The organism is Rhodospirillum sp. A1_3_36 (assembly GCF_047263945.1).
Classification (GTDB): Bacteria; Pseudomonadota; Alphaproteobacteria; order Rhodospirillales; family Rhodospirillaceae; genus Rhodospirillum.
Genome location: NZ_JBLAVB010000001.1, coordinates 824,549 through 844,127, shown reverse-complemented (window position 1 = coordinate 844,127; position 19,579 = coordinate 824,549). Strand labels below are relative to the sequence as shown.

General features: G+C 62.7%; 14 protein-coding genes. 8 read left to right on the top strand and 6 right to left on the bottom strand.

What is annotated here, in order from left to right; translation table 11 throughout:
• The 6 genes from ACLIRY_RS03685 (at nucleotide 1) to ACLIRY_RS03660 (ending at nucleotide 11,025) form a co-directional block, all read left to right on the top strand.
• Nucleotides 1-4,431, top strand: a complete 4,431-nt coding sequence (locus tag ACLIRY_RS03685; RefSeq protein WP_413203981.1) for a translocation/assembly module TamB domain-containing protein — start codon at nucleotides 1-3, stop codon at nucleotides 4,429-4,431.
• A gap of 181 nt (nucleotides 4,432-4,612) precedes the next feature.
• A complete protein-coding gene (locus tag ACLIRY_RS03680; protein WP_413203980.1) occupies nucleotides 4,613-5,056 on the top strand; it encodes a PAS domain-containing protein in 444 nt (147 codons plus the stop codon).
• A 76-nt stretch (nucleotides 5,057-5,132) separates the two neighbouring features.
• The gene (locus ACLIRY_RS03675; RefSeq protein ID WP_413203979.1) at nucleotides 5,133-7,490 is read left to right on the top strand and encodes a DNA translocase FtsK; all 2,358 of its coding nucleotides are present in this window, start codon (nucleotides 5,133-5,135) and stop codon (nucleotides 7,488-7,490) included.
• Nucleotides 7,491-7,865: 375 nt separating this feature from the next.
• Nucleotides 7,866-8,861, top strand: a complete 996-nt coding sequence (locus tag ACLIRY_RS03670; protein ID WP_413203978.1) for a Bug family tripartite tricarboxylate transporter substrate binding protein — start codon at nucleotides 7,866-7,868, stop codon at nucleotides 8,859-8,861.
• A gap of 132 nt (nucleotides 8,862-8,993) precedes the next feature.
• Nucleotides 8,994-9,488 (top strand): tripartite tricarboxylate transporter TctB family protein, encoded by a 495-nt coding sequence (locus tag ACLIRY_RS03665; protein WP_413203977.1) that lies wholly within the window; start codon nucleotides 8,994-8,996, stop codon nucleotides 9,486-9,488.
• Between the two features lies 1 nt (nucleotide 9,489).
• Complete coding sequence (locus ACLIRY_RS03660; RefSeq protein WP_413203976.1) at nucleotides 9,490-11,025, top strand: tripartite tricarboxylate transporter permease; 1,536 nt, start codon at nucleotides 9,490-9,492, stop codon at nucleotides 11,023-11,025.
• Between the two features lie 84 nt (nucleotides 11,026-11,109).
• On the opposite strand, the gene ACLIRY_RS03655 is transcribed toward ACLIRY_RS03660, so the two are convergent.
• A complete protein-coding gene (locus ACLIRY_RS03655) occupies nucleotides 11,110-11,904 on the bottom strand; it encodes a helix-turn-helix domain-containing protein (RefSeq protein ID WP_413203975.1) in 795 nt (264 codons plus the stop codon).
• Nucleotides 11,905-12,039: 135 nt separating this feature from the next.
• Between ACLIRY_RS03655 and ACLIRY_RS03650 the strand changes: the two genes are divergently transcribed.
• Nucleotides 12,040-13,257 carry a YbfB/YjiJ family MFS transporter gene (locus ACLIRY_RS03650; RefSeq protein WP_413203974.1) on the top strand — a complete coding sequence of 406 codons (1,218 nt, stop codon included), beginning with the start codon at nucleotides 12,040-12,042 and terminating at the stop codon, nucleotides 13,255-13,257.
• A gap of 140 nt (nucleotides 13,258-13,397) precedes the next feature.
• Here the strand turns inward: ACLIRY_RS03650 and ACLIRY_RS03645 are convergent, their stop codons facing one another.
• The 5 genes from ACLIRY_RS03645 to ACLIRY_RS03625 form a co-directional block, all read right to left on the bottom strand.
• Nucleotides 13,398-14,150 (bottom strand): DUF3261 domain-containing protein, encoded by a 753-nt coding sequence (locus ACLIRY_RS03645; RefSeq protein WP_413203973.1) that lies wholly within the window; start codon nucleotides 14,148-14,150, stop codon nucleotides 13,398-13,400.
• A 146-nt stretch (nucleotides 14,151-14,296) separates the two neighbouring features.
• A complete protein-coding gene (locus tag ACLIRY_RS03640) occupies nucleotides 14,297-14,713 on the bottom strand; it encodes an acyl-CoA thioesterase (RefSeq protein ID WP_413203972.1) in 417 nt (138 codons plus the stop codon).
• A gap of 132 nt (nucleotides 14,714-14,845) precedes the next feature.
• Complete coding sequence (gene plsY / locus ACLIRY_RS03635) at nucleotides 14,846-15,460, bottom strand: glycerol-3-phosphate 1-O-acyltransferase PlsY (protein WP_413203971.1); 615 nt, start codon at nucleotides 15,458-15,460, stop codon at nucleotides 14,846-14,848.
• Entirely contained in the window at nucleotides 15,453-16,769 is a 1,317-nt protein-coding gene (gene pyrC, locus ACLIRY_RS03630; protein WP_413203970.1) for a dihydroorotase, read from the bottom strand. Before pyrC ends, plsY begins: the two co-directional genes overlap by 8 nt.
• Entirely contained in the window at nucleotides 16,769-17,746 is a 978-nt protein-coding gene (locus tag ACLIRY_RS03625) for an aspartate carbamoyltransferase catalytic subunit (RefSeq protein ID WP_413203969.1), read from the bottom strand. The genes pyrC and ACLIRY_RS03625 overlap by 1 nt, the downstream gene beginning before the upstream one ends.
• A gap of 545 nt (nucleotides 17,747-18,291) precedes the next feature.
• Here ACLIRY_RS03625 and mgrA point away from each other — a divergent pair.
• Nucleotides 18,292-19,332 carry an L-glyceraldehyde 3-phosphate reductase gene (mgrA, locus tag ACLIRY_RS03620; RefSeq protein ID WP_413203968.1) on the top strand — a complete coding sequence of 347 codons (1,041 nt, stop codon included), beginning with the start codon at nucleotides 18,292-18,294 and terminating at the stop codon, nucleotides 19,330-19,332.
• Nucleotides 19,333-19,579 lie beyond the last annotated feature (247 nt).

Genomic DNA, 19,579 nt, shown 5'->3' with positions numbered 1-19,579 from the left:
ATGGCGAACGACCCCCAGGTCCTGCGCCCCGACCCCCGGGATCGCGCTCCCAGCCCTCGGCGGAAAGGGCGTCTTGTCTGGCGCGTTCTGCGCTGGACCGGGGGGATCCTTGCGGCGGTGTTGGTCACTCTCTTGGGTCTGGGCGCCTATCTGGGCCGCACGGATGGGGGGCGGGCCTGGGTGCGGGCCACCTTGGAGGATCTGGTGACCGATCCAGAGGGACTCTCCATGAGGCTGGGGTCTCTGGAGGGGGGCCTTCCCGGTGAGGTGGTGCTGCGTGACCTCACCCTGTCCGATCCCCAGGGGGTCTGGCTTCGGTTGGCGGAAGCGCAGTTGTCCTGGGATCCCTTGGCCCTGTTTGGGGGGAGAGTGCGGGTGGAGAGCCTGACGGCCCGGGGCCTGGATGTGGTGCGCGCGCCGGTGTTGCCTCCGGGACCGGAGGAAAACGCCCCATCATCGTCCTCCCCGCCCGATCCCGGGCTATTGGGTCTGTTGACCCTGAAGGAGCTGGCGATCCGGGAGATCACCCTGGGGGCCGGATTGGTGGGCGGAACCGGGGCCCACCTGTCGGTGACAGGGTCCCTGGAGCCCGAGGGCGCGACGGCGGCCCGGGCGGTTCTGTCCGTTGTGCGGCAGGATGCGCCCGGGCATCTGGACCTGGGCGCGACCCTGGCCGGAGACCCCTTGGCCCTGGACCTGTCCTTGACGGCGGGAGAGCCCCAAGGGGGACTTCTTGCAACCCTGCTTGACCTGCCCGGTGCCCCGGCGGCCTCCCTCTCCCTGACCGGTTCGGGCCCCCTGGCCGGATGGACCGGGACCCTCGACGGTGGCTTTGACGGCATTGCGTCCCTCTCTGGACCCTTGCGCCTTGCGGTGGATGGGGAGGGGGGAACGGCGCTCGGGTTGGACTGGGCCCTACGCGTTCTGGACAATGCGCCACCGACCCTGGCCGACGTGGCGGGGCCGGAAACCACCCTGGGTCTGGATTTGGCGAGGAGTGAAGCGGGGGATATGACCCTCTCCCGGCTTGCCCTGGCCGGGCCGGGTTGGACGGGTGCGTTGTCTGGAACGGTCGCTGCCGCTGGGGACTTGGATCTGACCGCGAAGGTGGACCTTGATGGCCCCGGTCCCTTGGCCAGATTGGCCCCGGAGCTGGGGCTGGGCGGGCTGTCCCTGACGGCCCGGGGTGGGGGAACCCTGGAGCGGCCCGAGGCCCACCTGACCCTGACCGGCCAGGGTCTGTCCTATGCCGGGGATCTGCGCCTGACTGCCTTGAATGTGACCGCAGCGGCCATGCCGACCGGAGACGACATTGCCCTGAGCCTGGAAGCCCGACCCGAGGGGATGGAGCTGCCCGCTGGAGGCCCGGCGCTCCTGGCGCTGGTGGGAGGGGCGCCGGTATTGGTGCTCTCCGGCACCTTTGAGCAGGAGGCTCGGCGGGTGGTCTTGGACAGCCTGACCCTGGAAGGTGCAGGCACCCGACTGGCGGGGACGGGGGCCTTGTCCCTTGCCGAAAATCGGGTGGAAACAGCACAGGTGACCCTGTCCCTGCCGGACCTTTCCCTGTTGGATGGGGCGCTCGGTCAATCCATGGCGGGTGGCCTGAAGGCGACGGTGGAAGCGGGTGATCTTGGGCTGTCACCCTTGGCCGGGTCGGTGCGTTTGGGCGTCCAAGGGCGGGGCTTGTCTCTGGGGGCGGAGGCTTTGGATCATTTGGTCGGCCCCGAACCAAGCCTTGAAGCCCGCGCGACCCTGTCCCCCGATGGCAGTCTGGGCGAAGGCCAACTTGTTTTGAAGGCAGCCGGGGCTTCGGTGAAAGGACAGGGGGGGCTGTCGGCTGATGGAACCTTGGACGCCACCCTGCGGGCCGCATTGGCCGACCTGGGCGCCGTCTCCCCCGGCCTGAGTGGCGCGCCGGTCCTCGATGTGGTGGCGTCCGGTCCGGTGAGCGATCCGGGTGTGGTGGTGACTCTCTCCGCCGACGCTCTGGGTGGGGTGGGGCCAGAGGTGAAGGATCTGCGTCTGCATGTCACCGCCGGAACCCTACTGACCGGCGCCGCAGGGCAGGTGGAAGGCAATGCCCAGGTTGGCGGATTGCCCTTCACTCTGGTGGCCCCCTTTACCCTGGACGGGGCTTTCTCAACCCTGGATCTTTGGGACGGGCGCGTGGCCTTGGGGAGCACCCGTTTGGATCTGGGTGCCCATGTGGACCTTGCCACCTTCCTGACCGAGGGGAAGGTCTCCCTGAAGGCGCCGAACCTGCGGGACTTGGGAGGTTTGGGTGCGCCTCCCCTCTCCGGATCCCTGTCGGGCAGCTTGACCCTGACCCGCAGGGACGGCGAGCAGACTGCAGCCCTTGACCTGACGGCGCCGGGGCTGGTTCTGGATGGCTTGGATCTGGGGCGCCTGTCCCTCTCCGGATCCGTAGCCGATGCCTTGGGCGCGCCGGGTCTGGATGTGAGCGTGGTCTCGACCGGTGGGGATGTCGGAGCGGTCCAATGGTCGCGGCTGGCCCTGGGCGCCAAGGGCGGTTTGGCCGATCTCGGGGTTCGCCTGGATCTGGACGGGCAATGGGACCCTGGAGCCTTGACTGCCAGGACGCGCGCGCGGATCAACCTGGAGGCCGGACCGACCATCCGCCTGGAGGCTCTGACGGCGGAAACCGGGGGGAAAACCCTCTCTCTGATCCATCCGGCGACGCTATCCCTGGCGCAGGGTGCGGAGGTGGATGACCTCGCCTTGGATCTGGACGGGGGGCAGATGGGACTGCGGGGTGGTTTGGTCAATGGCGCTGTGAAGGCAAAGGGCAGCATCGCCGCCTTGCCTTTGTCGCTGGTCAGTCTGTTCGTTCCCGATAGCGATATCGCTGGCGCCCTGGATGCCCAAATCGCGTTGTCTGGAAGTCCGGATCAGCCCAGGGCGACCGTTGCGGCAACCCTTTCGGATGTTCGGTCCGACGCCACTATCGGCCATAGGGCGCTGTCCGCCCAGATGGACGCGACCCTCTCTCCCAAGATGCTGGACGCGACCGTGACCTTGGGGGGATTCGGTGCAAACCCGGCCAGGCTCACAGCCCGTTTGCCAATGGGGCCGGGACCGCGCATCCGCAGCGAATCCCCGCTGGAAGCCCGGATGGATTGGTCGGGCTCGGTGGCGGACCTGTGGGAGTTCTCTCCCCTGGTGGAGCACCGGCTGGCGGGTCAGGGGGTGGTAGATTTGCGGGTGTCTGGCACCATGGACGATCCAAAGGTGGCCGGTGGGCTGACCGTCACCGATGGTAGCTATGAAAATCTTGTCACCGGCACGGTGTTGAAAGCCATCGCCCTGCGGGTTCAAGGGGATACGGGACAGCGGGTGAGCGTCGATCTGAAGGGCACGGACGGGGCCGCGGGGCGGATTGCGGTCGATGGCGAGGTCACCCTGGAGGATCTGGACCGGCCAGTGGGAGCGGTCTCGCTAAAGATCAATGATGCGACCTTGGTTCGCCGCGACGATGCCCTGGCCAGTTTGTCCGCCGATCTCGCCTTGAACCTGACCGACGAGGGCGCGCGGTTGGGAGGACAGGTGACGACCAAGGTGGTTGATATCCGTTTGGTCGGTGGGTTGGGACCCTCGGTTTCAGACCTGGCTGTCATTGAAGTCGGTGGCACAGGGGAGCCCGCAACGGTTCAGGAGGCCTTGGCCGCTCGCAAGAAGGCCCTCGCCGAGGCGCCGCCGCCTCTGCCCATCGACCTGGATCTTCGGGTGTCCATGCCCAATCGGGTCTATGTGAAGGGGGCCGGAGTGGACTCCGAGTGGAAGGGGAATTTGACCGTCAGTGGTCGCGCCAATCAGCCGAAGGTGGTTGGTCAGGTGACGGGATTGTATGCCAATGCGACCTTCCTGGGGCGGAGCTTTAGCCTGCGGCGCGGGGAAATCCGCTTCGACGGGGGGCGTCGGATCGACCCGCAATTGGATGTCACCGTGGAGAACGACGCTGGCGATGTGGTTGCCTTGGTGAACGTGAGCGGATCCGCGTCGAATCCTGAGCTCTCCTTCTCCTCCGAACCGGCGCTGCCAGAAGACGAGGTGATTTCGCAAATTCTGTTCGGCAAGACCTCTGGCGAGTTGACCGCCTTCGAGGCCGTGCAATTGGCCCAGGTGGCTGGGGAATTGGCTGGGTTCGGCGGGGGGCGGGGTTTCATCGAAAAGCTGAAGGACTTCACCGGCCTGGATGTTCTGCAACTGGGTGAAGGCGCATCCGGTGGGACCACACTGGAGGCGGGGACCCATCTGCGGGAAAATGTCTATGTGGGGGTGGAACAGGGTCTGGGGCTGAAGGACAGCGCCGTGGAGGTCCAGGTGGAACTGACCCCCGAAATCACCGTGGAAACCAAGGCGGGGGTGACGGGAACGGGCGAAGCTGGAATCTTCTGGAAAAAAGATTACTAAGTGATTTTCGGCAGTTGCGGGGCGGGGTCGTTCCGGCCCTTGCAATCCCCGGTCAGTTGACTCATAACCGTATGAGATTCAACGCCATTCAATTCCGCCATGGTGACCCCGGAGACCGGCTTTTCCCGCCGGAATCCGTGTGATTTCCAGGCCGGGCGGAGGGGCGAACCTGGGTGAACCGATGAGCGCGACCAATCTGGCCTTGATGCTACGGCATCCCGAATTGAAGAGTTTATACGCCAAATGGTGTGATCTGCGGGGCGAGGGAGAAGTTCCCATGGCCGTGGATCTCGATCCATCGGATCTGCGTCCCTGGCTGTCCCATCTTGTGGTGATCAAGGTGGAGGGAGAGGGCCGCTTTGTCTACGGCTACTACAGTGCCGAATATGCCGAGACCTTCGATGGGGACCGGGTTGGCCAATCCATTGATTCCCTTCCTGCCATACAACGGGATATCCTGAAGCGGGAATACGAACAGGTGCGGGCCGAACAGATTCCCGTTTCCCGGGTCTACACGGGCCTGTTTGATGGGGAAGAGCAAACTTGGGAACGGTTGGTTTTGCCCTTCCTCGCTCGGGATGGCGAGGTGGAAAAGCTCATGGTTGCCGCCTTCCGCCTAAGTTAAACGAGGTTTTTTGATGATTGGTCAGCCTTTGAAGTCGGACGCGTCACACGTTTCCGGAGCCGTGGAGGAGTCCCAAATGGAAAATGAGGCCCAAGCAGGACCCATTACCTCGGCCCAGGGAACGAAAGCGGAAGAGTTTAATCTCTGGTGCGCGATGAACGACCGGCCCTTTGCCCTGCGCCTGTCCGATTGGGAGGATGGTATGCGGGAATGGTGTATCGAGGCAGACCGGGGTCGTCCCGAGGCTGCCGTGATCTGGGGCTCGGGCACCGACCATGAAGCCACGGCGACGGCCATCGCCTATGCCTTCGTCGCCGGGATCGAATGGGTGGAAGCGGAAATCGCCCTGCGTGAAGCCGAAGCCGAGGAGGAGGGGGAGACCCAGACCAAAGTTCAAGGCGCGCCCAAGCCCGTATCGGGGGGGACCTTCTCCGTCTCCGACCGGGAGGTGGAGTGGCTGGATGAGGATGAGTACGAGGAACGCCAAAGGGCCTTCCGTCCGCCCTTGTCTGCCAAAATCGGCGGTGGCACGGTCCAAGGCCAGATCACCACGGGTGTGTCCGGAGGTTTGGACGAAGGCGAGGAGGCCGATTCCCAGGCAGACGCTCCGGAGGAGGGGCAGGCTGAAGCAGAACCCGGGATTGATGTGCCCGAGGATGGCGATACGCCTCTTGAGGTGGATGCGGAGACGGAAGCCTTCGTCGACGGACCGGAAGCCGAAGTCGAGGGAGACGATATTGGCGACGGGGAGCCGAAGGGTGGGCAGGAGGCCGACCCAGAAGCGGAACCAGAGACCGAAGCCAATGCGGAGCCTGTCGCGCCCCCACCCCCGGTACTCTCTGCCGAAGGGCCGGTTCAAGGGCCGGAAAACCCCGTCGATATGGAATCTTACGCTCTACCTGCGGTGAAGCTGTTGGGCGGGCCCGCCACCTTGAAGGAGGAGGAAGAAGAGGGCAACGAGAACGAACTGGCCGAACAGGCGGGCAAACTGGAAACGGTGCTGCGCAATTTCCGGATCCGGGGCGAGATTATGGAAGTCCGCCCGGGTCCTTGCGTGACCCTGTTCGAGCTGGAGCCCGTTCCCGGTACCAAGTCCTCGACCATTATCAATCTCGCCGATGACATTGCCCGCTCCATGAGCGCGGTGACCGCCCGTATCGCCCTGGTGCCGGGCCGGAGCGTGATCGGCATTGAACTCCCCAACGATGTCCGCGAGACGGTCTATCTTAAGGAAATCCTGGATAGTGACGAGTGGCGCTCTTCCCAGGCCAAGCTGCCCATGGCGCTTGGGAAGGACATTGGCGGTGTCCCTGTTGTGGTCGATTTGGCCAAGATGCCCCATTTGCTGATTGCCGGAACCACGGGGTCGGGCAAGTCGGTGGGGATCAATGCCATGATCCTGTCCCTGCTCTACCACCTGCGGCCCGAGCAGTGCCGGTTGATCATGATCGACCCCAAGATGCTGGAGCTGTCCGTCTATGATGACATTCCCCATCTGCTGACACCGGTGGTGACCGACCCCCATAAGGCCGTCGCCGCCTTGAAGTGGGTCGTGCGCGAGATGGAGACCCGCTACAAGGCCATGGCCCTGTTGGGTGTGCGCAACCTGGGGGGATACAACGTCCGGGTCACCGAGCTCATGGAAAAGGGCGAGCAGGTCACCAGCCGAGTCCAGGTGGGATTTGATAAGGAAAAGCGGGAGCCCATTTTCGAGGATCGCATCGTCACCCTCGTGCCCCTGCCGTTCATCGTCGTCGTGGTTGACGAGATGGCCGATTTGATGCTGGTGGCGGGTAAGGAAATCGAGACGCTCATCCAGCGGTTGGCCCAGATGGCCCGGGCTGCGGGCATCCATTTGATCATGGCCACCCAGCGGCCCTCCGTCGATGTCATCACGGGTACCATCAAGGCCAACTTCCCCACCCGAATCAGCTTCCAGGTCACCAGCAAGATCGACAGCCGCACCATCCTGGGCGAGTCCGGGGCGGAGCAACTGTTGGGCCAAGGGGACATGCTGTTCATGCAGGCCGGTGGCCGCATCAATCGCGTCCATGGCCCCTTCGTCGCCGATCACGAAGTGGAGGAGGTGGTGGCCCACCTGCGCGTCCAGGGCCAGCCCGACTACGTCTACTCGGTGACCGAGGAAGATGACGACGATGACGGGGAGTACGGCGGCCCCGGTGGCGGTATGGACGACATCCCCGAGGATGGGGAGGAGGGCGATCTTTATAGCCAGGCTTTGGCGGTGATTCTGCGGGAAGGCAAATGCTCCGTCAGCTTCATCCAGCGTCATTTGCAGATTGGCTATAACCGGGCGGCCCGTCTGGTGGAACGCATGGAAAACGAGAACGTGGTGAGCCCGCCCAACCATGTGGGAAAACGGGAAATTCTGGTGAGCGCGCGACAATATTTTGCCTCCCGGGACGAGGACTAGATCGTAATTCTAGAATGATCTTGCCTTAATCAGCTCACGGTAGACGACAAGGGGTGTTTTCCCGTCACGGGGCTTTGCCCCGTCCCCCACTGGGGCCGAAAGGCCCCAGACCCCGGGCTAAAAAAAGGGGGGGGGGTGGGCAATCGCCTAAAAAGGACGGGACACTCCGATGAGACGGTGATCCATCGGTCAAAAATCCTGGGGAGTCATGCGTCCGAGTCGAACCCCTGGGAGGCGCGGCCCTTTCTCACGTCTTCCCTTCTTATTGTTTGCGATATCAAGGGCCTCCTGGCACTCTTTGGAGGCCGACCATTTATGGAGAAGATCTCCCCAAATGGTTGAGGATAAGGCAAAAAATAAGATCTGGGAGCGAACATGGTGAGGAAATTTCTGGGGGCGGCAACCGCCTTGGTTTTGATGACGGGTCTGTCCCAGGCGGGGGATTACCCCGAGCGGGAATTGCTCGGGGTCGTGATGTGGGGAGCCGGGGGCGCGACCGATACGGTGGCCCGCTCCGTGAATCCCGCCGCAGAGGAGGCCCTTGGCAAACCCATCGTCGTTTTGAACAAGTCCGGCGGCGCGGGCGCCATTTCCATGGCTTATGTCAACGCGGCTCCGGCTGATGGCTATACCATTCTATATGGAGCGGAGAACCCGCAGCTCCACCCGGTGATGGGGGTGTCGGATCTGGATTACTCGGGGTTCTACCCGGTCAATATCCTGGGGCGGGGCGTGGCGGTCATCACGGTTCCCGCCGATTCCAAATATACGTCGATGGCCGACTTGATGGCTGATATCAAGGCCAATCCGGGGACCGTCAAGATGGGGTCCACGGGACCCGGCGGCCTGCCCAGTACCGTTGGCGCCTTGATCAAGAACTCCGCCGACTTCGATGTCATTCCCATTCCCTTCGGTGGGGAAGGTCCCGGTTTGACGGCCATGTTGGGACATGAAGTCGATTTTATGCCTGCGGGTATTTCCGCCGCAGCGGAGCAGGTGAAAGCCGGGACCTTGCGCGCCCTGGCGGTGGTCAATCCCGAGCCGGTGGCTGCCATGCCCGATGTTCCGGCGATCACCGAGACCATCCCCGGTATGGCCAAGTACCTTCCCTGGGGGCCGTTCTATGGGGTCTTCGTCAAGAACGAAACGCCCGACGACGTGAAGGCGACGCTGGTCGCGGCTTTCGATAAGGCGGCGAAAAGCGAGGCCTTCACCACCCTGATGGCGAACAAGGGCAATGTTCTGATGGGAATTTCGGGCGAGGAGGCCAAAACCTTTCTGACCAAGTGGCAACAGGTGACGACCTGGGCCCTGCAGGATATCGGTGCAGCCAAGGTGAGCCCTGAGACGCTCGGCATTCCGCGCCCCTAAAGAGGCATTTGGCGACCGGGTGACCGGTCGCCTTTCTTGACCAAGCTCCGGTTCGTTGGCCGACCTCGAACCGAAGGAAAAGCAAGACGGAAAGGGTCGGTCCATTTCTGAAGTGGGAACGAGAGAGTGTCCATGGAACGGGGTCGCGCGCGTCGGCCCGGAGAGCGCGCTTTTGCCGTCTTGGCTGTTGTTTTTGCGCTTGTCGCGTCTTGGCAGGCCTATGGGATTTCCGGTTTCAGTGGCCTGTCCACCGCAGGTGTCTTTCCCATGCTTGCCGCCGGAGTCATGACCCTTGCCGCCCTGTCGGTTCTGTGGTCGACCCTGCGGATGCCCGAGGTGGAGGAAGGGCAAGGCCGGACCATTGGGGGCTTCCTGCGCGAGGTCTTTCCCGCCCGGCAGCAGGTGATGGTCCTGATGGTCGTCGTCTATATGCTGGTCTTGCCATGGATCGGCTTCGTCCTGTCCTCCAGCCTGTTTCTGTTCGCGGGGATTCACTATCTCTGGCGGAAGCGGATTGTAATCACCATTGGTTTGACGGTCGTCACTATGGCCGTGGTGTATGTCGTCTTCCGGGTGGTGTTCCAGGTGGTCCTGCCCCAGGGCATACTCCTGCGGGGGCTGTTCTGAGATGGCGGAGACCTTTGCCTCTCTGACCATGAGTTGGTTTGATCCCTGGCTGCTGTTTCTGACGGCGGCGGGGACCTTCGCGGGGATCTATATCGGTGCCATTCCGGGCCTTTCGGTCACCATGGCGACCTCGATCTTGATCTCTTTCACCTTTAAATGGGACGTGAACCCGGCGCTGGCGTTGATCGGCGGTGTGTTCATGGGCGGCGTCTATGGGGGATCGCGCACGGCTATTTTGCTGAATATTCCCGGCGCGCCCAGTGCTATCGCCACGGCCCTGGAAGGCTATCCCATGGCCAAGCGGGGCGAGGCGGGGGAGGCCATCGGCCTGACGACGGTCATGTCGGTGTTCGGTGGCTACATCGGGATCCTCGCCCTGGCCCTGTTCGCTCCGGCGATTTCCAGCTTCGCCATCCTGTTCAATTCCCGGGACTATCTGCTGTTGGGGCTCATCGGCATCTTGCTGGTGGGAAGCCTGTCCGGCGAGAGTTTCGCCAAGGGCGTCTTCGCCGGAGCCCTGGGGGTGCTGATCGGCATGGTCGGGCTCGATCCCATGACCGCGGAGGGGCGCTTCACCTTCGGATCGATTTCCTTGATGGGGGGCATTCCCTATGTGGCGGCGATGATCGGCTTCTTTGGCGTGGCCGAGGCCTTCATGCAGCTCCACAGCCTGGATATGCCCGTCGTTAAACAGCGCATAGACCGGATCATTCCCCGTCTTTCGGATATCAAGCGGTATTTCTGGCTGGCGGTCCGATCTTCCGGCATTGGCACGATTATCGGTGCCTTGCCCGGGGCGGGCGGGGATATCGCCGCCCTGCTGGCCTATGACTACGCCAAACGGACGACCAAGGACCCCGAACGGCCCTTCGGCGAGGGCGCCAAGGAAGGCCTGATTGCGCCCGAAGCGGCCAACAATGCTGCGGTCGGCGGCGCCTATATCCCCATGCTCACCCTTGGGATTCCCGGGGACGCGGTGACGGCGGTGATCATCGGAGCGCTGTTCATCCACGGCCTGAAGCCCGGCCCCCTGATGCTGGTCGAAACGCCGCATTTGTTCTGGTTCACTGTGGGCAATCTTGCACTGGCGAACCTGTTCCTGCTGATCTTCGGCCTGACGGGGATCCGCATCTTCACCAAGATCATCGAATGCCCCAAGGCCATCCTGATCCCGCTGATCATTATTCTGTCGGTTGTCGGAACCTATGCGATCCAAAATAATCCGGTGGATATCTATTGGATGCTGCTGTTCGGCGTCGTTGGCTATTTCATGAAGGTCTACGGCTTCGAGGTTGGACCGGTCATTCTTGGCGTTATTCTCGGCCCGATGATGGATTCCAACTATCGGCGGGCGATGATGGGCGCGCGCAATGATATCGGGACCTTCGCCTGGGATTTCGTCTCCCACCCGATCTCCCTGGTCCTGACGGTGTTTCTTCTGACGCTTCTGTTGTCGCGTACCCCGCTTTGGGGCGTTTTCATGGGGCGCATTGCGGCATTGCGGGGAGAGAGGCGGGGGCGGGGAGCCGACGGATAAGACGCTTGGGGAGAACCGCTAGATCACGATGAAATCATATAGTTAGAGCGGAATGAAACGGAAAACCGCACACACTTTTCCCCGTCACGGCTCCGGTCCCTTGAGCCACTCCGTTGGGCTGCAGCCCATTTCCTGGCGGAACATATAGGTAAATGCCGAAGGCGAGGCGTAGCCCAGATCCAGGGCGATCTCGGTCACGCCGCGACCGTTGCCGAGCCATTCCATGGCCTTGAACAGGCGCAGGCGCTGTCTCCAGGCGCGGAGGGTCAGCCCCGTTTCCCGCTGAAAGCGGCGGGTCAGCGTGCGCGGGGTCAGGGCCAGGGTTTCGGCCCAGGCCTCCAGGCTCCGGGCGTCGTCCGGGGCGGCGGACAGGGCGTCGCAAAGCCGTTGCAGGGCCGCGCTCCGGGGCCAGGGCAGATGGAAATCCTGGGGCGTCAGGCGGCGCAATTGCTCCAGGATCAGGTTTTGGATCTGTGCCCCATAGGCCGGGGGCTCCCCTCGGTGTTCCAACCCGGCCAATTCCTGGATCAATTCCCGCAGCAGCGGCGTCATGGCGGAGACCGCGCAGCGCCGGGGCAGGCCCAGCGCGGGATCCTCGACCACGTAGAGGTTCCGGAAAGCGGCTCCCTCCGGCGCGCGCGTGTCATGGAGGATGCCTGTGGGGACCCAGATGGCTTGCTCCGGTGTGATCACATGGCGGGCCCCCTCCACGGAGACCTGAAGCGTGCCCGAGGTGGCGTGGATGAATTGATTCCAGCGGTGAACATGGTTGGGGAAGGCGGAGTGAGACGGCATCTCCTCGAAGCGGGGGACGACGGGGCCGGGGAGGCGCTCCATCTCAGGCACCCGAAGCGCCGTCCATCCTGGATCCACGGTCATGGGGGCGTTCTCCCGCTCTGGTCTCGCTCCGGATTGTCATTTTGTCGATGATTTTCGTCAAACTATCGAAAGCGGAGGGGCGGGGCAAGGGCTACCCTCGCCAGACTGATTTGCCCCTTTGAAAGGACCGAGCCCATGGCCGGGATGTCATATAGTGCCACGTTGAGCGGTGACTGGGAGCGTTTGCGGGTTATCTCAGCGGGGATCTGTGCCCTGATCCTGACCGCTGGGATTGCCCGCTTTGCCTATACACCGCTGCTTCCGATCATGCGCGACGAAGCGGGAATGAGCGCGCTGACCGGGGGCTGGTTGGCGACGGTGAACTATGTCGGCTATATCTTGGGGGCTCTCATCGCCTCCTCGATCCCGGCGCTTTGGGTGAAATACCGGCTCTATCGGCTGGGGCTTGTGTTGGCGTTGGTGACCACGGTGGCCATGGGATGGACCACGGACCCGGTCCTTTGGGGCGTGCTGCGGTTCCTTTCGGGGATGTCGAGCACGACCGGACTTCTTCTGGCCTCGGGGATTGTCTTGAATTGGCTGTCGCAGCATGGACGCAAGCCGGAGCTGGGGCTCCATTTTATGGGTATCGGGCTCGGGGTCATGTTGTCGGGATTGGCGGTGGAGGCCATGGCGGGCCGCTGGGCCTGGGATAGTCAGTGGGAGGCCTTGGCAGTCCTCGGACTATTGTTCTTCGTTCCCGCCTGGATCTGGATGCCGGTTCCCCCCCGAGATGGGGGAAAGGGATCCGTTGGAGGGAATGGGACAACTCCGGACCGAACTTGGGTCGGCTTATTTTTCGCGACCTACTTATGCGCGGGGTTCGGCTATGTGATTAGCGCGACCTTTATTGTCGCCATCCTCGCCCGTCTGCCTGAGTTGACCGGGTTGGGTAACTGGATCTGGGTGGTTGTCGGATTCGCCGCCGTGCCGTCGAGTTTCCTATGGGACCGGCTGGCCGCCGTCATGGGGTCCCTTGGCGCCTTGGCGCTGGCCTATGGCATTCAAATCATCTCGATCCTGCTGTCGGCGCTGTTCCAAGGCGTGGTGCCTAATCTGGTGGGCGCGGTACTGTTCGGCGGGACCTTTGTGGGCATCGTCGGCCTTGCCCTGACGGTGGTTGGACGACGGTTTCCAACCAATCCGGCCAAGGCCATGGCCCGGCTGACCATCGGTTACGGGGTGGCGCAGATTGCAGCGCCGGCCTTCGCTGGTTACATTGCGACCGCGACGGGGAGTTATCGCGGCGCCCTGTTTCTCGCTGCGGGTATGATGGTGCTGGGGACGGTAATCCTGCTGGCAATGATCGGGCGGGAGCGGAGCGCGCGAGATGTGGCGCCGATGTCGGAATAGCAATCCTCACTCCGGGCCTCCGTCCTCTTGAGCATCGAGTGGACCGGAAAACCGGTCACAGTACACGACAGCGTCTTATCTTTTTTGGGCGATAGCCCAAGCCCATTTGGGGGCGATGCCCCCAAACCCCCCTTTTTCTTTTAAAAATACCAGTCTGGGGTCTGGGGCCTTTCGGCCCCGGTGGGGGACGGGGCAAAGCCCCGTGACGGGACAGCACGGGCTGTCGTGTACCGTGAGATTGGGGAGGGAGCACCTGTTGGCGCCGGGACCGATAGGTCGGCCGACAGGGGGGAGAGCCTGGTGGATTGGATGTCCAGGCGGTATCCCACGGAGCGGTTGACCAGACTTGCCCGGCCATTCCAGATGTTCGCTTCCGGGTGGTGAATCAACAGATAGGGTGCGTCGGTCTTGCGCAGGATGATCCGCCGGTCGCCTCGGACCTCCTCCACGTCCAGGGTTGAGGGAAGGCCAGATCGAACCAGGGTTTGGGGCCAATAGACCATCACCAGATCGGCGAGCAGACGCCGCCCCTCCACCCAGCTCGGCAGCCAGGAAGCCTGGGAGACATGCGCGCCCAGATCGGTCCAGGTGGCTGTTATCGCCCGTCGTCCAAGGTCGTCGAGCAGCAGGATTGCGGCACCCTGGGGACCCAGGGACAGGCGAGCTTGGAAAGCAATGCGGGTGCCGTTGGGCGAGGTTGCCTCTATGCGCTGCATGGCCTCAATGGGGGCCGCGTGATGGGGCCAATGGGGTGTGGGCAGGGCGAAGTTACCCCAGTCCTCCAGCCGCACGGCAAAGGGGTCTTTCAGGTTGAAGGGGTCCGGCCCTGCCGGTTCGGCGGCACAGGCGCCGGTCAGAAGCACGGCGAGGAGAAGGAGAATTTTCAAGCGCATAGGTCGTGACGCACCGGGAGGTGGCACGGTCGGGTTGACGACGACGAGGGGATTATCCCTGCTTCACGCATCCCCGGCCCAAACTGCGGAAGTGACCAGTAGGGAAGCAAACGTCCGTGTCGCACAAGGGAGTGGCAAGCGGTCGATCATGGGGTGATCCCCTTGGCAGCCAGCTTGTCGAGGAGAATTTGCGGACTGCGGAAATGCATGTTCCCGCTATCCTTGTCCACAGCCAGTTGGACGGTTTGGGCTTTGGTCAGCTTCTCTCCCGTGGCTGCATTGGTGATCAGATAGTCCAGTTTCAGGCGGTTCTCGAATTCCACCAGGGTTGCGGTGATGTTGACGGTTTGGCGAAACAGCAAAGGACGAAGGTATTTCACCTGCATGTCAACGATGGGCCAGAAGAAGCCCGATGCGCACATTTCGTCGTAATTGTAATTGATGTCATCAAGCAGGGCCGAGCGAGCTTTTTCCAGAAAGCGCACGTAATTGCCGTGCCATACCACGTTCATGGGGTCTAGGTGGTAAAATTCGACGGTTAGAGGGACCGTGGCTGTCAGCATGGAAGAAATTCCTCAGCGGAATAAAGGGACCAAGCGAGTTTGGCTGCAAATTGGCCAAAATTGATCTCGGAATATTCTCGTCTTTTGGTCTCTATTGGCGCCATGTCTACCCTGTCCCCCCAAGAGAGCCTCTCACCCTTTGGCCTTCTTCGCCCCGATTTTGCTTTCCTCGCCCTTGAGCAGGCGGCGGATATTCTCGTGGTGTCGCCCCCAGGCCAGCAGGGCCAGGGCGGCAAAGGTCCAAACGTGGCTTTCGCTGGCCAGCCAATGGGCCAGAACCGGCGCGACGGCCAAAGCCACCAGGGCCGACAGTGAACTGTAGCGGAACAGCACGGCCATCAGGAGCCAGATGCCGCAGGCGGCGAGTCCGACCGGCCAGGAGGTGGCGATCAGGGTGCCCAACGTTGTCGCCACACCCTTGCCCCCCTTAAAGCCTAGCCAGACGGGAAAATTGTGGCCCAGCACGGCGAAAGCCCCAGCGGCCAATGCCGCCGTTTCAGTGCCAACCAACCAAAGGGCCAAAAGAGCGGCGATGGCCCCCTTGCCGGAATCCAGGATCAAGGTCAGAAAGGCCAAATCCTTCCGCCCCGTCCGCAGGACATTGGTGGCCCCGATATTGCCCGAGCCGATGGACCGGATATCCCCCAGGCCCGCCACCCGGGTGATGACCAAGCCGAAGGGAATGGCGCCCAGGAGGTAACCCCCGAATGCACTGGCGGCCAACAGGAGGGGGGCGGTCTCAAGCATGGGCGGATGTCCGGGAGTAGACGGAGCGTCCATCTACCACCGTGCGCAGCACCCGGCCTTGCACCGGACGCCCGTCGAAAGGGGAGTTCTTGGACTTGGACAGGAATTTGTCCGCGACGATTTGCCAGGGGCGGTTGGGGTCGAAAAGCACCAGATCGGCCTTTGCCCCCTCCCGCAGGCGACCGGCCTCCAGGCCCAGCAAGTCCGCAGGCGCGCTGGTTATCCGGGCGAGCATGTCGAGCAGGGAGAGCTGGCCGTTGTGGACCAACTCCATGGAAATGGCCAACAGAGTCTCCAGCCCCACGGCACCAAAGGCCGCAGAGGAGAAGGGCAGGCGCTTGGTGTCCTGGTCCTGGGGCGAATGGTCCGAGGCGATGCAGTCGATTGTGCCGTCGCGCAAGCCTTCGACAACGGCCTGCCGGTCCGCTTCCGACCGCAGGGGCGGAGAGAGTTTGGCAAAGGTCCGGTAGTCCCCCACGGCCAGTTCGTTGAGCGCGAAGTAGAAGGGGGCGGTGTCACAGGTCACGCGCAGACCATTGGCTTTGGCCTGACGGATGATCTCCACACCTTCTGCGGTGCTGATATGGGCCGCGTGGTAGCGGCCACCGGTCATGGCGACCAGCCGCATGTCGCGTTCCAGCAGGATGATTTCCGCTTCCCGAGGGATGCCTGACAGGCCCATGCGGGTGGCCAGATTGCCGGCGTTCATGACGCCCCCGGCCAGGGTCGGTTCCTCTGGATGCTGCATGACCAGCAGGTCGAAGGTCGCGGCATAGGCCAGGATCCGGCGCATGGTCTGGGCGCTGGCGATGGCTTTCTGACCATCGGTGAAGGCGAGTGCTCCGGCGTCGGACATGATGCCCAGTTCGGCCAGTTCCTCGCCCCTCAGCCCCTTGGTGCAGGCGCCGTAGCAATAGACCTTGGCCAGTTCGTTCAGGCGGGCGCGGCGGGCGACGAATTCCAGGGTGGCTTCGTCGTCCATGGGCGGGTCGGTATTGGGCAGGCAGACCATGGAAGTCACGCCACCGGACACGGCAGCCCGCCCGGCGGAGAGCATACTTTCTTTGTGCTCTTCTCCCGGTTCGCGAAGCTGGACGCGCATGTCGATCAGGCCCGGGGCGAGACAGGCACCGCCACAGTCCACGACATCGGCTCCCTTGGGGAAATGGCCGTTGGCGAAGAGCCCCTCGCCGAAATGGATGATTTCCTCGCCTTCGGTGAGAAGGCCGCCCGGGACATCAAGGCCGGAAGCGGGGTCGAGAAGGCGCGCGTTCACATAGGCCACGCGGCCCGGTTTGGGAACGGCCATTATCGCTTCTCCAGGGTGCTGGTCGACTCAGTATGGTCCAGGTTGGCCGCGAGGATTTCGAGCACGGCCATGCGGACGGCGACACCCATTTCCACCTGTTCGCGGATCACGCTGCGTTCGAAGTCGTCGGCTACGTCGGAATCGATTTCCACGCCCCGGTTCATGGGGCCGGGGTGCATGATCAGGGCGTCAGGCTTGGCCAGGGCCAGCTTTTCCCGATCCAGGCCAAAGTAGCGGAAATACTCGCGGACACTGGGGAAGAAGTTGCCTTGCATGCGCTCCATCTGGATGCGCAGCATCATCACCACGTCCACGTCCTTCAGGCCCTCGCGCATGTCGTAAAAGACATCCACGCCCAATTCCTGGGCGCCGGAGGGGATCAGGGGCCTGGGACCGACCAGACGCACATGGGCACCCATGACGTTGAGCAGATGGATGTTGGAGCGCGCCACCCGGGAATGGAGCACATCGCCGCAGATGGCCACCTCCAGCCCGCTGAGTTTGCCCCGGCGACGGCGGATGGTCAGGGCGTCGAGCAGCGCTTGGGTGGGATGCTCATGGGCGCCGTCTCCGGCGTTGATGACCGCGCAGTTCACCTTCTGGGCGAGCAGCGCGGCGGCTCCGGACTCGGCATGACGAACGACCAGCACGTCGGGGTGCATGGCGTTGAGGGTCACCGCAGTGTCGATCAGGGTTTCGCCCTTGGCGACGCTGGAGGACCCGACCGTCATATTGATGACGTTGGCCCCCAGGCGATGGGCGGCCAACTCGAAACTGGTCCGTGTGCGCGTGGAGTTCTCGAAGAACAGGTTGATGACCGTGCGCCCGCGCATTTCCTCGCTGAACTTGTCAGGGGAGCGGTTGCGTTGGGCGTAGATCTCCGCCCGGTCCAGCAGGGCCGTGACCTCGATGGGAACGAGGCCCTCGATGCCGAGGAGGTGCCGGTGACGATAGTCGGGGAAGGGTATCGTGTTCATAAGGGGGGACTATAGGGGCAAACCGATCCAGAGCAAACCGGATTTGGTGGAGACGCGTGATGGTTTTGTGGCGGTGAGAAAAGGAGTGGTGGGACGGTGCTTGCCCCTAAGGGCCTATCTCGAAAAGGTGTCTGCGGACCTTGGGTTGATGCATAGCATGGTTTGCTTCGGTATGCTGGCGTTCTTGCCTCTGGGCGCTGGACTTAATACCAAGGTGCGGTGAGTTTGCCTCACCGCACCTTGGAAGCGGCCAAGTGGCCGCCGCGCCTTATGGCGCGTAAAAGTCCGCGTGGCGTTTGAACGCAAGAAAAGCGGCGTGGGTTTCAACCCGCGCCGCTTGGTATAAGCCGTTGAAATGCTACATGGGGCGAAGACCAACCTGTACACGGTACGCGATAGGGAGTGTTTTCCAGTTACGGGGCTTTGCCCCGTCCCCCACTGGGGCCGAAAGGCCCCAGACCCCAAGCGCTTACGCGTACCGTGCAACCTGTACGTCGCCGGGTCACAAGAACTGAGCTCGGCAAGGAAAAGAGGAAAGACGTCATATGCCGTATTTGGCCAACGACGAACGTTACGATCGCATGACCTACCGCCGCTGTGGGCGGTCTGGAATAGATCTGCCCGCCATTTCGCTGGGGCTCTGGCAGAATTTTGGTGGGGAGGATTCCTTCGAGACGGGGCGGGCCATCCTGCGCCGGGCCTTCGATTTGGGGGTGACCCATTTCGACCTGGCGAACAACTACGGTCCCCCGCCCGGATCGGCAGAGGAAATGTTCGGGCAGGTGCTGACCAAGGATTTCAGCCCCTATCGTGATGAAATGATCATCTCGACCAAGGCGGGATGGAACATGTGGCCGGGTCCCTATGGTGGGGTTGGCGGAAGCCGAAAATATCTGCTGGCGAGTCTTGATCAGTCCCTCAAGCGGATGGGACTCGACTATGTCGACATCTTTTATTCCCACCGGGTCGATCCGACCACGCCGCTGGAGGAAACCATGGGCGCGCTGGTCCAGGCCCATCGCCAGGGTAAGGCGCTTTATGTGGGCATTTCCAGCTACTCGCCCGAATTGACCCGTCAGGCTGCGGCGATTCTCAAGGAAGAGCGCGTCCCCCTGTTCATCCATCAGCCGAATTATTCCATGTTCAGTCGTTGGATCGAGGATGGCTTGCTGGACTTGCTGGAGGAGCTGGGCACGGGCTGTATCGCCTTCTCGCCCCTGGCCCAGGGTCTGTTGACCAACAAATACCTGAATGGCGTGCCCGACGATGCGCGCGCCAGCAAAGGGGTGTCGCTCACCGAAGACAGCTTGGGCGATAAGATTGACCGGGTTCGCGCCCTGAATGGCATCGCCGAGCGACGCGGTCAGTCTTTGGCGCAAATGGCCATCGCCTGGGTCCTGCGCGATTCGCGGGTGACCTCTGCCCTGATTGGGGCGCGGACCGTCGCGCAGTTGGAGAATTCCCTGGGCGCGCTGAACGGACTTTCTTTCTCTGCCGAGGATCTGGCCGAGATTGACCAGTATGCGACGGAAGGGAATACCAACAAGTGGGCGGTCTCTTCCACCATTCAACGTGTGGAAGGGTAGGGCTTCCGACGAGAGTGCTCCGAGATCAAGTTGGGCCACTTTGTGGCCACAGTACACGACAGTTGGTGCTTTCCAGTCATGGGGCTTTGCCCCGTCCCCGACTGGGGCCGAAAGGCCCCAGACGCCAGGCAGTTGCGGCCGAAAGGCCTCAGACCCCAGTCTGTTATTTTTAAAAGAAAAGTGGGGGTTTGGGCTATCGCCCAAAAAGACGAGACACTGTCGTGTACTGTGAGGGCGGTTTGATGTA

Excerpts from the sequence above, each read along its gene's own strand:
- ACLIRY_RS03665 (WP_413203977.1), top strand. The coding sequence starts at position 8,994 with ATGGAACGGGGTCGCGCGCGTCGGCCCGGAGAGCGCGCTTTTGCCGTC.
- ACLIRY_RS03650 (WP_413203974.1), top strand. The coding sequence starts at position 12,040 with ATGGCCGGGATGTCATATAGTGCCACGTTGAGCGGTGACTGGGAGCGT.
- mgrA (WP_413203968.1), top strand. The coding sequence starts at position 18,292 with ATGCCGTATTTGGCCAACGACGAACGTTACGATCGCATGACCTACCGC.
- ACLIRY_RS03645 (WP_413203973.1), bottom strand. The coding sequence starts at position 14,150 with ATGCGCTTGAAAATTCTCCTTCTCCTCGCCGTGCTTCTGACCGGCGCC.
- ACLIRY_RS03685 (WP_413203981.1), top strand. The coding sequence starts at position 1 with ATGGCGAACGACCCCCAGGTCCTGCGCCCCGACCCCCGGGATCGCGCT.
- ACLIRY_RS03670 (WP_413203978.1), top strand. The coding sequence starts at position 7,866 with ATGGTGAGGAAATTTCTGGGGGCGGCAACCGCCTTGGTTTTGATGACG.
- ACLIRY_RS03660 (WP_413203976.1), top strand. The coding sequence starts at position 9,490 with ATGGCGGAGACCTTTGCCTCTCTGACCATGAGTTGGTTTGATCCCTGG.
- ACLIRY_RS03655 (WP_413203975.1), bottom strand. The coding sequence starts at position 11,904 with ATGACCGTGGATCCAGGATGGACGGCGCTTCGGGTGCCTGAGATGGAG.
- ACLIRY_RS03675 (WP_413203979.1), top strand. The coding sequence starts at position 5,133 with ATGGAAAATGAGGCCCAAGCAGGACCCATTACCTCGGCCCAGGGAACG.
- ACLIRY_RS03640 (WP_413203972.1), bottom strand. The coding sequence starts at position 14,713 with ATGCTGACAGCCACGGTCCCTCTAACCGTCGAATTTTACCACCTAGAC.
- pyrC (WP_413203970.1), bottom strand. The coding sequence starts at position 16,769 with ATGGCCGTTCCCAAACCGGGCCGCGTGGCCTATGTGAACGCGCGCCTT.
- ACLIRY_RS03625 (WP_413203969.1), bottom strand. The coding sequence starts at position 17,746 with ATGAACACGATACCCTTCCCCGACTATCGTCACCGGCACCTCCTCGGC.
- plsY (WP_413203971.1), bottom strand. The coding sequence starts at position 15,460 with ATGCTTGAGACCGCCCCCCTCCTGTTGGCCGCCAGTGCATTCGGGGGT.
- ACLIRY_RS03680 (WP_413203980.1), top strand. The coding sequence starts at position 4,613 with ATGAGCGCGACCAATCTGGCCTTGATGCTACGGCATCCCGAATTGAAG.